This is a genomic window from Microbacterium sp. HA-8, assembly GCF_046111165.1.
Lineage (GTDB): Bacteria > Actinomycetota > Actinomycetes > Actinomycetales > Microbacteriaceae > Microbacterium.
The window spans coordinates 1,029,202-1,042,131 of record NZ_CP162025.1 but is presented as its reverse complement, the minus strand read 5'-3'; the positions used below and the strand labels follow the sequence as shown (position 1 = coordinate 1,042,131).

Genomic DNA, 12,930 nt, shown 5'->3' with positions numbered 1-12,930 from the left:
CGCGTCCATGATCGACCACGGGGATGTCGTCACCCGCCTCCGCGGCGCACTCGGCGATCGTGTCGACACCACCGAGGCGAGCCTCGAGGGCGCCCGTGTCGACAAGTCCGGGCACCGTTCCGCGGGTGCTCCGCTCGCGGTCGTGCACGCCGCCTCGGCCGCCGACGTGCAAGAGACCCTGCGCATCGCGAGCGCGACGCGCACCCCGGTCGTCACCCGCGGCGCGGGCACCGGTCTCGCGGGGGCGGCGATGGCCGGACCCGGCGAGATCGTCCTCTCGACGCGCGCCATGACGCGGATCCTCGAGATCAACGCCGACGACCTGCTCGCGGTCGTCGAGCCCGGAATCCTCAACGCCGAGCTCGGCGACGCACTCGCCCTTCACGGCCTGTGGTGGGCACCCGATCCCGCCAGTCGCGCGATCTCGACGGTGGGCGGCAACATCGCCACCGGCGCCGGCGGCCTGCTGTGCGCGAAGTACGGCGTCGTGCGCGACGCGGTACTCGGCGTCGACCTGGTCACCGCCGATGGAGAGCTGCTGCGACTGGGTCATCGCAGCGTCAAGGGTGTGACGGGGCTCGATCTGACCTCACTCGTGATCGGATCCGAGGGCACGCTGGGCGTCATCGTCGGCGCGACGCTGAAGCTGCGCCGCCGCACACCCGGCACGGTGTGCACGATCGCGGCGACCTTCGCCGATGTAGGGCGCGCGGCACGGGCCTCCGCCGCGGTCACGGCCGCCGGCATCCAGCCCGCCCTCATGGAGTTTATGGATGCTGCAAGCCTGTCCGCCGTGCACGACCTGCTGGGCCTTCAGCCCCCGACGCCCGGCGCCACGCAGTTGACGGTGCAGACCGACGGCCCCGCGGCGGATGCCGAGGCCGACGAGATCGCGCGCGTGCTCACCGCGCACGGCGGAACCGTGGCTCTCTCGCACGATCCCGCCGAGGGCGAGCGGCTGCTCGGCATCCGCCGCTCGTTCCACGCCGCGATGGAGGCGCTCGGCACCACGCTGATCGAGGACGTCTCCGTTCCGCGCAGCGCCCTCGCGGCGATGTTTGACGAGATCGCCCGCATCGAGCGGTCCTACGACATCGCGATCCCCACCGTCGCGCATGCGGGCGACGGCAACCTGCACCCGAATTTCGTCTTCACGGCGCCCGTGGCCGAGGGTGTGCCCGCCGTGCCCGAGCACATCTGGGCCGCCGCCGACGAGCTCTTCCGTGCTGCGCTGCGCCTGGGCGGCACCCTCACCGGCGAACACGGCATCGGCGTGCTCAAGCGGCGGTGGCTGGCCGACGAGCTCGGCGACGCGCAGTGGGAGCTGCAGCGCAGGATCACGCGCGCGTTCGATCCGCTCGGCATCCTGAACCCCGGCAAGGTGTTCTGAGCGCTGCCGGGCGTGCCGGCGTTGGGCGCGCGCCCGCGCCCACACTTCGCTCCGCGCCGATGCCCGCGTCCGCGCTTTGCGCGCGCCTCCCACCCGCGAACCCACATTTTTGCAGCGAACCACCATCAGACGCGTGGTGGCTCGCTGCAAAAATGTGGGTTCGGGGACAGAGCGCGGCGGCAGCGCGCGGGCACGCGGCAGAGCGCGGCGGCAGCGCGCGGGCGCGCGGCAGAGCGCGGCGCGTCAGAGGCCCTGCCAGGCCGGCTTGTGCGCCCACGCCTCGCGGTAGTAGTCCGCGAACCCCAGGGTGGATGCTGCAGCCTCATCGACCACGACGCTCACACGCTCGTGCAACTGAATCGCCGACGCCGGCAGGGATGCGGTGAGCGGGCCCTCGACGGCGCCCGCGACCGCGGCGGCCTTGCCCTCGCCGAACGCGAGGAGGACGAGGTGGCGCGCGTCGAGGATCGTCCCGAGCCCCTGCGTGATGCAGTGCCTCGGCACCTCGTCGGGGCCGGCGAAGAACCGCGCGTTGTCCTCGCGCGTCTGCCGCGTGAGCGTCTTGACGCGGGTGCGCGACGCGAACGAGGACCCGGGCTCGTTGAACCCGATGTGACCGTCGCTGCCGATGCCGAGGATCTGCAGATCGATGCCCCCGGCATCCGCGATCTCGTGCTCGTAGTCCTCACCCGCGTGCTCGATGCCCGGCAGCGTTCCCCGCGGCACCCGCACCCGCGCCGGATCGAGCCCGAGCGGGCGCACGACCTCGCGCTCGATCACCCGCGCGTAGGACTCGGGGTGGGCGGGGTCGAGCCCGACATACTCGTCGAGCGCGAAGGCGCGCACGTGCGAGACATCCACGCCCGCGAGGCGCGTGCGCAGCGCCGCGTAAACGGGCAGCGGGGTCGATCCCGTCGCAAGTCCCAGCACCGTCTCGGGCCGGCGGCGCACGAGCGCGGCGATGTGATCGGCCACGAGCGCGCCGCCCGCCGCTGCATCGCGCACGATGATCACCTCAGCCACGCGCGAGCACCCCCCTCAGCTGCGACGCCGGGCGGTCGGCGCCCGCGAGCGCCGCGCCGAGCGCCGCCGCGGCCGAGCCCTCGGGCAGGGTCTCGATGCGCTCGTCGAGGCGCAGCGAACCGAGAAACGAGGATGCTGCGGCCGAGCGCCGCAGCTCCCGCCGCACGTCTGCCAGGAGACGGTCGCCGAGAGCTGCCAGCCCGCCGCCGATCGTCACGACATCGACGTCCGCCGTGAGCACGAGCACGCGCACCGCGGCGGAAACCCCGTGGGCCAGTCCCGCCCGCAGCGCGATCGCCCGCGTGTCGCCCGCGTCGGCGGCGTCGAACACGTCCCGCACCGGCAGCGTCCCGGGATGCCCCCAGCGGCGCGCGATCGCGGCGCCGCCGGCGAGCGCCTCGATGCAGCCCACCTGACCGCAGCGGCAGTCGGGCCCGGCGGGGTCGATCGAGATGTGTCCGATCTCGCCCGCTGCCCCGCGCGTCCCGCGCCACAGCGCGCCGCCCGTGAGCACTCCCGCGGCGACGCCCGTGCCGAGGTTGAGATACGCCATCGATGCGGCGCCGCCGCGCAGGAAGGCGGCGCCCAGGGTCGCGGCCTTGACGTCGTTCTCGATCCGCACCGCCGATCCCGACGCGTCGGCGAGCGCCGCCCCGAGATCGAACGAGTCGAGGCCGAGGTTCACCGCGTGCTCGACGCGCGTCGTTCCGGGCACGATCTGGCCCGGGATGCCGATGCCGATCGTCGTCGGATCACCGGGTGCGATGCCCGCCTGGCCCCGCAGGGCGGTGACAGCGTCGAGGATGGTCGCCACGACGGCATCCGGCCCCCAGCCTGTGGTCAGTCGCACGCGCGCGAGGATCTCGCCGTCGCGGACGGCGACCGCATCGGTCTTGGAGCCGCCGACGTCGAGCCCGAGGGTGATCGGCCGGTGCCGCGGAGGCGGGCCGGCGGGAGGTGTGTCGGACATCAGCCTTTGACCGCCCCCGAGACGAGGCCGCTGGTCATGCGGCTCTGCACGATGAGGAAGAAGATCACGACGGGAACCGCCACGAGCGTCGAGCCCGCCATCAGCTGCGCCCAGTCGATGCCGCCGTTGGGATCGAGGAAGGTGCGCAGCCACACCGGCAGCGTCATGGCCTCGGGGCGCGGGTTGAGCACGAGCGCGAAGATGAACTCGTTCCAGGCCTGGATGAAGCCGAACACACCGGTCGCGACCAGACCCGGCGCCAGCAGCGGGAACGTGATGCGCCAGAACGCCTGGGCGCGGCTGAGTCCATCGATCATCGCGGCTTCCTCGAGTTCGATGGGCACTCCGGCCACGAACCCGCGCAGCGTCCAGATCGTGAAGGGCAGGACGGTGGCGATGTAGACGGCCGAGAGCCCGATGATCGTGTTGAGCATCTGCCAGCCGTCGACGAGCCGGAAGATCGAGATGATCATCGCCTCCGCGGGGATCATCTGGATGACCAGGATCGCGATGATGAACCCGCCGCGGCTGCGGAAACGGAAACGCGACACCGCCAGCGCGGCGAGGAAGGCGAAGACGAGCGCGACGACGATCGTCACGAGAGTCACCTGCAGCGAGTTCAGCAGCGCCGGCAGGAACGGCGCGCGCCCGTCGCCCGCGAGGATCCCGGCGTAGTTGTCGAGCGTGAACTGCTCGGGCCAGAAGTTGACGTCGGTGCCGCGCACCTGCGAGTTCGGCTGCAGCGATGTGTTGAGCATCCAGTAGACCGGAAAGACGGACGCGACGAACACGATGACCGCGGCGACCGCGGCCAGGAACCCGCCCAGGCGACGGCGTCGGCGGGGGGCGCGCGCGTCGCGCCGCGCCGTGACGAGGGATGCTGTCGTGGTCACTCCGCGTCCTCCTTGATGCTGCGGCGGACGTAGAAGATCGAGATCGCCACCAGGAGCAGCACGACGATCACGGAGATCGCACCGCCCATTCCGAAATCGCCCGAGCCGAGCGAGACACGGTAGATGTAGACACCCAGCGTGTTCGTCTGCTCCGCAAGCCCGCCGATGGACTGCAGCGCGTAGATCTGGGTGAACACGCGCAGGTCCCAGATGACCTGCAGGATCGTGACGACGATGAGGATCGATCGGATGTAGGGCACGATCACGAAGAAGAACCGCTTCGCGCCGCCCGCTCCATCGAGCTGGGCGGCCTCCATGACCTCGTCGGGCACCTGCGTGAGTCCGGCGTACACCGTGAAGGCGACGAAGGGCACCGCACCCCAGACGATGATGATCGCGGCGACGAAGAAGAAGCTGAGCGGCTCGATGAGCCACGAGTGCCCCTCGAAGGGCAACCCGAACCACGAGCTCAGCACGTGGTTGAGCACGCCGTACTGGGTGTCGAAGATCCACCCCCAGACGATGGTCGCCGACAGCGGCGGCATCGCCCAGGCCAGCAGCAGGCCGATCGAGACCAGGGTGCGCAGGGCCGTGCCGAGCCGCTTCATGAGCAGCGCGACCAGCACGCCCAGCACCATCGTGACGACGACGCACACGGCGGCGAAGGCGAGCGAGCGCCCCAGCACCGCCCAGAACGCGTCGTCGGTGAGCACCGCGAGGTAGTTGTCGAAGCCGACGAACTCGGGCGGGGCGCCGAAGACCTGCTCGCGGCCGAAGCGCTGGAACGACATGATGACCAGCTGCACGAGCGGCCAGGCCGTGATCGCGGCGAGCACGATCAGGGCGGGCAGGAGGAGCGCGTACGGGGTGAACCCGCCGCGTCGCCGGCGCCGGGGCGCCCTTCCGGGGGGTGCCGGGGAGATCAGCCGCTCGCCGTCGATCGCGCTGACCGCGGGAGCGGCATCGCTGCGGACGCTCGCCATGGGGACTCCTTGTGTTCGGATGACGGGTGCTTCGGGCGGGCGGGGCGCCATGCGCCACGCACCCGCCCGCCCGAGGCGGATCAGCCGTTCAGGATCTCCTCGATCTGGATGTCGACCTCGGCGGCGAGCGCCGCCACGTCGCCGCCCTGAGCGATCTGCACGAAGAAGTCCTCGAGCACGCGGCTCGCCTCGACCTCCGCCCAGTTCGGGGAGGCGGGGGTGAGCTTGGCGTTGCCGGCGGCCGCGGTGAACGCCTCGGCCTCGGGGCTCGATCCCAGTGTCGAGGCGAGCGAGAGCTTGGCGGGGATGAGGCCGTTCTCGCCGTAGATCGTCTGGAATCCGTCGCTCAGGATGATCTCGAGCGCGGCTTTGGCCAGCTCGGGGTTCTCCGATCGCGCCGAGATGCCGATGTTCGATCCGCCGGCGAAGACCTGTGCGGCGCCGCCGTCGATGCCCGGCAGCGCGTAGACCATCGGCGCGGCGGGAGGGGCCTCGGTCTCGCACGCGCTCGCAAGGCCCAGCGCCCAGTTGGGCGCCGAGAACTGCACGGCCTGGTTCTCGCAGTACGGCGTCCACGGCTCGGCGTTGTCGCCGTCCTTGGGCGCGAGCGAGGCGTTCATCATCAGGTCCTGCACCTGCAGCAGTCCGGCGATCGAGGCGTCCGAGCTCAACTGCGCATCCCAGCCCTCCCCGTCGGCGACGGCGACCTCGCCGCCGTTCTCCCAGATGAAGGGCAGCGCGTTGTACCAGTCCTGGCCCGCGAAGTAGACGCCCGACTTTCCGGGGTTGGCCGCGGCCAGGCTCTTGGCCGTGGCGACGTACTCGTCGAGCGTCGCGGGGGCGGCGGTGACCAGCGCCGGGTCGGCGAAGACCACCCGCGCTCCGGAGTACAGCGGCGCCGCGTAGAACGCGCCGTCGTAGGATCCCGCCTCCACGAAGCCAGGCAGCAGGTCGTCGCCGCCGAGGGCTTCGTATTCGTCGGAGATGTCCAGCAGGGCGCCGACCGAGGTGAAGGCAGGCGCCTGGGTGTTGCCGAACTCGACGATGTCGGGGCTGTCCGAGCTCGACAGGCTCGTCGTCAGTTTGTCGACCAGGCCCTCCCAGGACTGCTCTTCGATGACGAGCGTCGATCCCGGGTTCTCCTCCTCGAACGTGTCGACCAGATACTCTCGCGCGGCATCGGGGGTGTCGGTGCCGACCAGCCAGACGCGGATCTCCGCGCCATCGGACTCCGAGGAGCCGCCGGCCGCGCAACCGGCCAGCACGAGCGCGCTGCCGCCCAGCAAGGCCAGCGCTCCGAGCGTCTTCTTCATGGTGATCCCTCGTGTTCTCTCGGTGGGGGTGTGGATGGGTGATGGATGGGGTGGGGGGTCCGGATGCTGTCGGGGCAGGCTCAGGAGACGCCGAGGCGACCCTGCAGCACCATGACGGCGGTGCCGCGCAGCACGATGTCCTGGCCGTAGGCGGTCAGTCGCACGCGCACCTCGTCGTGGAACTCGGCGAGCGTGCGGGCTCGGAGCGTCTCGACGGTCTGACGCATCAGGGGTCCGTCGAGCAGTTCCTCGGGGCCGGAGAGCACGATCTCCGACAGATCGAGCGCACCGACGATCGGCGCGACGGCGATACCGAGCCGCTCGCCCGCGTCGCGCAGCACCCGCTCGCGCGCGGCGTCGTCGGCCGTCTCGGCGAGCGCGTCCGACAGCGACGGCACCGACAGCCACGCCTCGAGGCAGCCGACCTTGCCGCATGCGCAGCGCGGTCCGCCGTCCGTGCCGATCGTGACGTGCCCGATCTCACCCGCGGCATAGCGGCTGCCGCGGGTGAGCTGGCCGCCGGTGAGCAGGCCGGAGCCGACGCCGGCTCCGACCTTGATCAGCATCATGTCGCCCTCCGCGCGGCCGAAGGTGTACTCGGCGAGCACGGCGGCGTTGGCGTCGTTGGCGACCAGCACCGGCAGATCGAGCGCCCGCTCCAGAGCGCCCCGCAGGTCGAACGCCGTCCACCCGAGGTTCGGCGCGCTCAGCACCACCCCCTCGTCGTCGACGATGCCGGGCGTCCCGACACCGATGCCGAGCACGGGCGCGTGCGAGTCGGCGATGAGGCGTCGCGCGAGGTCGAGGACGGCATCCACCGTGCTCTCCGTCGCGGGGCGAGCGACCTCGCGGCGCGCGACGATCTCGCCGTCGAGAGTGAGCACGGCCCCGAGGAACGCATCGGGGCCCGACAGGTCGACCCCCACGATGCGGTGCGCCGCGCGATCGATGTCGAGCAGGATCGCCGGCTTGCCCGGGCGCGAGCCCTCGCGGGGACCCTTCTCGATCACGAAGCCGTCGACGATGAGCTCGGCGACGAGGTCGCTGATCGTCACGCGTGTGAGACCCGTCTGCCGCGAGAGGTCCGCGCGGCTCATCGCGCCGTCGTGGAACAGGGTCTGGAGCACGAGGGCGCGATTGTGACCGCGCGCCTGCTCGGGCAGCACCTTGCCCGCCGAGCGCAGGGCGCGGCCGCGGCCGAACGAACGCGTGTTCGGCGCGGTGTCGAGAACGCTCGTGCGGGGTGTCTTCGGGGCAGGCATGTTTGTTAGTAGACCTTACGAACAAAGATTGCGCAAGAGTTTCCCCCACTTTCGTTCAGACGCCTTCCAAACCCCTCGGCGCCGTCCGCGCCACCGTGGCACCTAGGGTGGACGGGTGAAGGGGGAACACCACATGAACAAGAACCTGACCGCGATCGCCCTCGCGGGCATCGCCGTGCTGGGCCTGGCCGGCTGTTCAGCGGGGGGCGCGGGCGGCGCCGACGGCTCGACCGGCGGCGGGTCGCAGGCCTCCCCCGACCAGAGCGTCGCCGACGCGTGTGCGGTGGTCAACGACACCATCGAGGCCGCGGCCTCGGAGTTCCAAGACGTCTCGGCCGAAGACCCGGCCGGCGCAGCCGAGGCGCTGCGCGCCGCAGCCGACGCGATCGGCGAGGCATCGACCGAGGTCGGAAACGCCGACGTCGCCGCCCTCCTGCCGGATCTCGAGTCGGGCTTCTCGACGATCGCCGATGCCATGTCCGCGGTCGCCGAGGGGGATCTCGCCGAAGCCGAAGAGCTGCAGAGCGTCGGCACCGAGCTGCAGGAGAGCTTCACCGAGTTCCAGGAACTCTGCCTCTCGTAGACCCGTCCGTACCGTCGTCGCGGCGCGCGCGCCGCAACCGTTGCCGGAACGTGATATACCGTCGCCTACAATCGACCTGACGCGTGCACCGGCACGCGACAGGGGGGCGTGATGACGGATCTGGTGACCTCGCCGTCGCCGACGAGCGGTGCCGAGCCCGAGGGCGAGCCGCGCGTCGAGTGGGCGCCCGCACCCGACCCCGTGCGCCGGCGACGCTGGCCGATCGCGTTGTGGATCGGCATCCCCGCCCTCGCCCTGGGGGCCGCGGGCTGGTACTTCGGAACGACCCTCATCGCCCCGGGCGTCACGATCTCGGGTGTGCCCGTCGGCGGAATGACGGTGGATGCTGCGGCCGACACCGTCTCACGGACCATCGCCGAGACGGGGGTCGAGATCACCGCCGGCAATGTCACCGCGACGATCACGGGTGCCGACCTCGGCGCGCAGATCCCGGCGGAGGATCTCGCCGCCGCCGCCCTCGAGACCAACCCGCTGTGGCAGGTCGGCGGCTGGTTCCCCGACCCCGATCGTCTGACACCCACGCTCGACTCCGAGCTCGCGCTCTCCTCCCTCTCGCAGGCGTTCGCCGCCGAGTGGGTGGCTCCGATCGATGCCTCCATCGCGTATGACGACACCGGCGACACCTACGTCGTCACCCCCGACCAGCCCGGTCTGGGCGTCGATCACGCCGAGGCCGAAGCCGCCTACACGGCGCTGCTCCTCGACCCGTCGGCCCCCGCGAGCATGGACGACGCGCTCACCGAGCTCGAGGCCGACATCACGACCACCGTCGCGACCGAGCGTGCCGGCGAGCTGAACGCGATGCTCGCTTCGGCGGGCTTCTACGTCGGCGACGAGCGCACGGTTCCGATCGCGCCCGACACGACCGCGTCGTGGCTGAGCATCACCCCCGATCCCGAAGAGGGCACGATCGACATCGCCGCCGACGAGGCCGCCATCCAGGCCGTCGTCGACACGCTGCCGGCGGCCGTCGACCGACCCGCCACCAACGGTGTCGTCGTCGTCAACAACGCGGGACGCGAGCTGCGCACCGAGCAGCAGGGCGCCGACGGACGGGTGCTCGGTGCGACCGCGGGGATCGCGGCCGCGTTCGCGACGCAGCTCTCGGCCGGAGACGCCGCCTACGCCCTCGATGTCGAGGTCACCCCGGCCGAGAGGACCAGCGTCGTCCGGCTGCTCGAGGTCGATCTCTCGGAGCAGCGACTCTACGTCAAGGAGAACGGCGTCACGATCCACACCTGGCTCATCTCCAGCGGCGGGCCTGGCTGGGAGACCAACCAGGGGCGCTTCACCGTCAACGCCAAGGTGCGCATGCAGGACATGGGCAACACCGAGGTCGGCTACCTGCAGCCCGACGTCGAGTGGGTCATGTACTTCAGCGGCGACCAGGCGTTCCACGCGGTGTACTGGCGCAACATCTGGGGCACGCCCCTCTCGCACGGCTGCGTCGGCATGCCGACGGGCCTTGCCAAGCAGATCTACGAGTGGGCCGACGTCGGCACCGACGTGTGGGTGCACGCCTGAGCGAACGACGAAGGGGGTGGATGCTGCAGCATCCACCCCCTTCGTCGTTCACGGTCAGAGCGCGTCGATGATGCCGTTCAAGGTCTGCGAGGGACGCATCGCCTCGGTCACGAGCCGCTCGTCCGGACGGTAGTAGCCACCGATCTCGACCGGCGAGCCCTGCACGGCGACGAGCTCGTCGACGATCTTCTGCTCGTTCTCGGCGAGCGCGGTGGCCACCGGCGCGAACGCGGCCGCGAGGTCGGCGTCGGCCTTCTGCGCCGCCAGCTCCTGCGCCCAGTACAGGGCCAGATAGAAGTGGCTGCCGCGGTTGTCGATCGTGCCGAGGGCGCGGCCGGGCGACTTGTCCTGCTCGAGGAAGGTGCCCGTCGCCGCGTCGAGCGTGTCGGCGAGCACCTTCGCCTTGGCGTTGCCGGTGCGTTCGGCGAGATGCTCGAAGGACGCCGCGAGCGCGAAGAACTCGCCGAGCGAGTCCCACCGCAGGTAGTTCTCTGCGACGAGCTGCTGCACGTGCTTGGGGGCGGAGCCGCCCGCGCCGGTCTCGAAGAGCCCTCCGCCGGCGAGCAGCGGAACGATCGAGAGCATCTTGGCGCTCGTGCCGACCTCGAGGATCGGGAAGAGATCGGTGAGGTAGTCGCGCAGCACGTTTCCGGTGACCGAGATCGTGTCGAGACCCTGCCGCATGCGCGCCAGCGTGTAGCTGGTCGCCTCTTCGGGCGCGAGGATCAGGATCTCGAGCCCGTGCACGTCGAGGGTGGCGAGGGCCTGGTGCACCTTCGCAATCAGCTGCGCGTCGTGCGAGCGGTTGACGTCGAGCCAGAAGACGGCGGGCGACCCCGTCGCACGGGCGCGCCCGACCGCCAGGCGCACCCAGTCGATGACGGCGATGTGCTTGGTCTGCGTCGCCCGCCAGATGTCGCCGGCGCCGACGGCGTGCTCGATGAGCAGCTCGCCCTCGCCGTCGAGGATCTGCACGACGCCGTCGGTGGCGATCTCGAACGTCTTGTCGTGACTGCCGTACTCCTCGGCCGCCTGGGCCATGAGTCCGACGTTCGGCACGGTGCCGATGGTCGCGGGATCGAGCGGGCCGTGGGCGATCACATCGTCGATCACGGCCTGGTACACGCCGGCATACGAAGAGTCGGGGATCACGGCGATCGTGTCGTCCTCGCCGCCGTCGGCGCCCCAGAGCTTGCCGCCGTTGCGCACGAGTGCGGGCATCGAGGCGTCGACGATGACATCGGAGGGCACGTGCAGATTGGTGATGCCCCGGTCGGTGTTGACGTAGGACAGACGGGGACCTGCGGCCATCGCCGCGGTGAAGGCCTCGAGGATCTCGTCGCCGCCCTCGACCTTCGGCAGCCCCGCGAGGATCGCGCCGAGTCCGTTGTTCGGGTTCAGGCCCGCGGCCCGGATGCGGTCGCCGTACCGGGCGAACACGTCGGCGAAGTACGTCGTGACGACGTGACCGAAGATGATCGGGTCGCTGACCTTCATCATCGTGGCCTTCAGGTGCACCGAGTAGAGCACGTCATCGGCGGCAGCGGCATCCAGCGTCTCGGCGAGGAAAGCGTCGAGCGCCGACGCGGAGAGGAAGGTCGCGTCGATGATCTCGCGCGGCAGCACCTTGAGGTTGTCTTTGAGCACGGTCGTCGTGCCGTCGGCGGCGACATGGCGCACGGTCAGCACGTCGTCGTGCGCCGCCACCCACGACTTCTCGTTGCTCTTGAAGTCGTCGTGGCCCATGGTCGCCACCCGGGTCTGGGAACCGGCGGGGAAGGCCTTGTTGCGGTGCGGGTGCTTGCGCGCGTAGTTCTTCACCGACAGCGGCGCGCGGCGGTCGCTGTTGCCCTCGCGCAGCACGGGGTTGACCGCCGAACCCTTGATGCGGTCGTACCGGGCACGGATGTCTTTGTCTTCGATCGAAGCGGCCTCGTCGGGGTAGTCGGGGATGTCGAATCCCTGCGCCTGCAACTCGGCGATCGCGGCCTTGAGCTGCGGAATCGACGCCGAGATGTTGGGCAGCTTGATGATGTTGGCCTCGGGCAGCGTGGCGAGCCCGCCGAGTTCGGCGAGCGCGTCGCCCACCTGCTGTTCGGGCGCGAGCTTCTGCGGGAAGGCGGCGAGGATGCGACCCGCGAGCGAGATGTCGCGGGTCTCGATGTCGACCCCGGCCTGGCCGGCGACCGCCTTGACGATCGGCAGGAACGACGCCGTCGCCAGAGCCGGTGCCTCGTCGGTGTAGGTGTAGATGATGGTCGAGTCGGTCACCGGTGTCGTCTCCGTTCGGGTCGTCATTCCAGCCTATCGCAAGGCATCTTTTCTCTTGACGTCGAGATACTTCGCTCCGTGAACAGCAGGTGACCGGGTCGAGCGTCCGTGACGGGGGCACCCGGACCCCACTACCCTGTGCGTATGGCTGAGCTGCGACTGGTGGAACTGTCCGCGACGACGATCGTCGCCGTGAACAATCTCTCGCTCAAGCCGGGGCAGGAACAGTTCCTCGCCCCGGTGTCGTACGGCATCGCCGCCACCGTCGCCGATCCGGCCACGACATGGCAGCGCGTCGTCGTCGACGGTGACGAGGTCGTCGGCTTCGTCAGCGCGGGATTCGACCCCGATGCCCCCGAGGAATACTTCCGCTCGGTGCTGTGGCGCATCAACGTCGACGCCGACGATCAGGGCCGCGGTGTCGGCCGGTTCGCCGTCGAGGGGCTGCTCGAAGAGGCGCGCGCCCGGGGCCTCGACGTCGTCACCGTGATCTACGAGGCGGGCGAAGAGGGTCCCGAGGCTTTCTTCCGCCGCGTGGGCTTCACACCCACCGGTGAGACCGAGTACGGTGAGGTCATCGCCGAGATCCGACTGTAGGATCTCGCGGTTTCGTCGTGGCGGCTGGGGAGAGGCCACGACGCTCGAGACCGGCGGCGGGGCCTCGGATTCCCCTCCCCCACCGAGGCCTCGTCGCCCC

11 protein-coding genes are annotated in these 12,930 nt (G+C 70.6%); 4 read left to right on the top strand and 7 right to left on the bottom strand.

The annotated features are described in order from the left end of the window. The first annotated feature begins 7 nt into the window (after window positions 1-7). Complete coding sequence (locus AB2L57_RS04940; RefSeq protein ID WP_409048221.1) at window positions 8-1,390, top strand: FAD-binding oxidoreductase; 1,383 nt, start codon at window positions 8-10, stop codon at window positions 1,388-1,390. Window positions 1,391-1,633: 243 nt separating this feature from the next. Here the strand turns inward: AB2L57_RS04940 and AB2L57_RS04935 are convergent, their stop codons facing one another. From AB2L57_RS04935 to AB2L57_RS04910, 6 genes are all read right to left on the bottom strand, one after another. Further along, window positions 1,634-2,413, bottom strand: a complete 780-nt coding sequence (locus AB2L57_RS04935) for a glucosamine-6-phosphate deaminase (RefSeq protein ID WP_409048220.1) — start codon at window positions 2,411-2,413, stop codon at window positions 1,634-1,636. Further along, window positions 2,406-3,383, bottom strand: coding sequence for an ROK family protein (locus AB2L57_RS04930; protein WP_292810655.1), 978 nt, complete (start codon window positions 3,381-3,383; stop codon window positions 2,406-2,408). Before AB2L57_RS04930 ends, AB2L57_RS04935 begins: the two co-directional genes overlap by 8 nt. Then, window positions 3,383-4,276, bottom strand: a complete 894-nt coding sequence (locus AB2L57_RS04925) for a carbohydrate ABC transporter permease (protein ID WP_363331332.1) — start codon at window positions 4,274-4,276, stop codon at window positions 3,383-3,385. Before AB2L57_RS04925 ends, AB2L57_RS04930 begins: the two co-directional genes overlap by 1 nt. Continuing rightward, window positions 4,273-5,259, bottom strand: a complete 987-nt coding sequence (locus AB2L57_RS04920) for a carbohydrate ABC transporter permease (protein ID WP_292810653.1) — start codon at window positions 5,257-5,259, stop codon at window positions 4,273-4,275. The genes AB2L57_RS04925 and AB2L57_RS04920 overlap by 4 nt, the downstream gene beginning before the upstream one ends. Before the next feature lie 80 nt (window positions 5,260-5,339). Next, window positions 5,340-6,572, bottom strand: coding sequence for an extracellular solute-binding protein (locus AB2L57_RS04915; RefSeq protein WP_409048219.1), 1,233 nt, complete (start codon window positions 6,570-6,572; stop codon window positions 5,340-5,342). Window positions 6,573-6,652: 80 nt separating this feature from the next. Further along, window positions 6,653-7,834: an ROK family protein gene (locus AB2L57_RS04910; protein WP_409048218.1), complete on the bottom strand. Its 1,182-nt coding sequence runs from the start codon at window positions 7,832-7,834 to the stop codon at window positions 6,653-6,655. Between the two features lie 115 nt (window positions 7,835-7,949). Here AB2L57_RS04910 and AB2L57_RS04905 point away from each other — a divergent pair, with 115 nt between their 5' ends. Both AB2L57_RS04905 and AB2L57_RS04900 read left to right on the top strand, forming a co-directional pair. Beyond that, window positions 7,950-8,417 carry a hypothetical protein gene (locus tag AB2L57_RS04905; protein ID WP_409048217.1) on the top strand — a complete coding sequence of 156 codons (468 nt, stop codon included), beginning with the start codon at window positions 7,950-7,952 and terminating at the stop codon, window positions 8,415-8,417. A gap of 111 nt (window positions 8,418-8,528) precedes the next feature. Next, on the top strand, window positions 8,529-9,962 hold the full coding sequence (locus AB2L57_RS04900; RefSeq protein WP_409048216.1) for a L,D-transpeptidase family protein: 1,434 nt from the start codon (window positions 8,529-8,531) through the stop codon (window positions 9,960-9,962). 54 nt (window positions 9,963-10,016) lie between these two features. Here the strand turns inward: AB2L57_RS04900 and AB2L57_RS04895 are convergent, their stop codons facing one another. Further along, the gene (locus tag AB2L57_RS04895) at window positions 10,017-12,233 is read right to left on the bottom strand and encodes an NADP-dependent isocitrate dehydrogenase (protein WP_409048677.1); all 2,217 of its coding nucleotides are present in this window, start codon (window positions 12,231-12,233) and stop codon (window positions 10,017-10,019) included. A 144-nt stretch (window positions 12,234-12,377) separates the two neighbouring features. On the opposite strand from AB2L57_RS04895, the gene AB2L57_RS04890 reads away from it, so the two are divergent. After that, window positions 12,378-12,830 (top strand): N-acetyltransferase, encoded by a 453-nt coding sequence (locus tag AB2L57_RS04890; RefSeq protein WP_292810643.1) that lies wholly within the window; start codon window positions 12,378-12,380, stop codon window positions 12,828-12,830. Window positions 12,831-12,930: the final 100 nt, after the last annotated feature.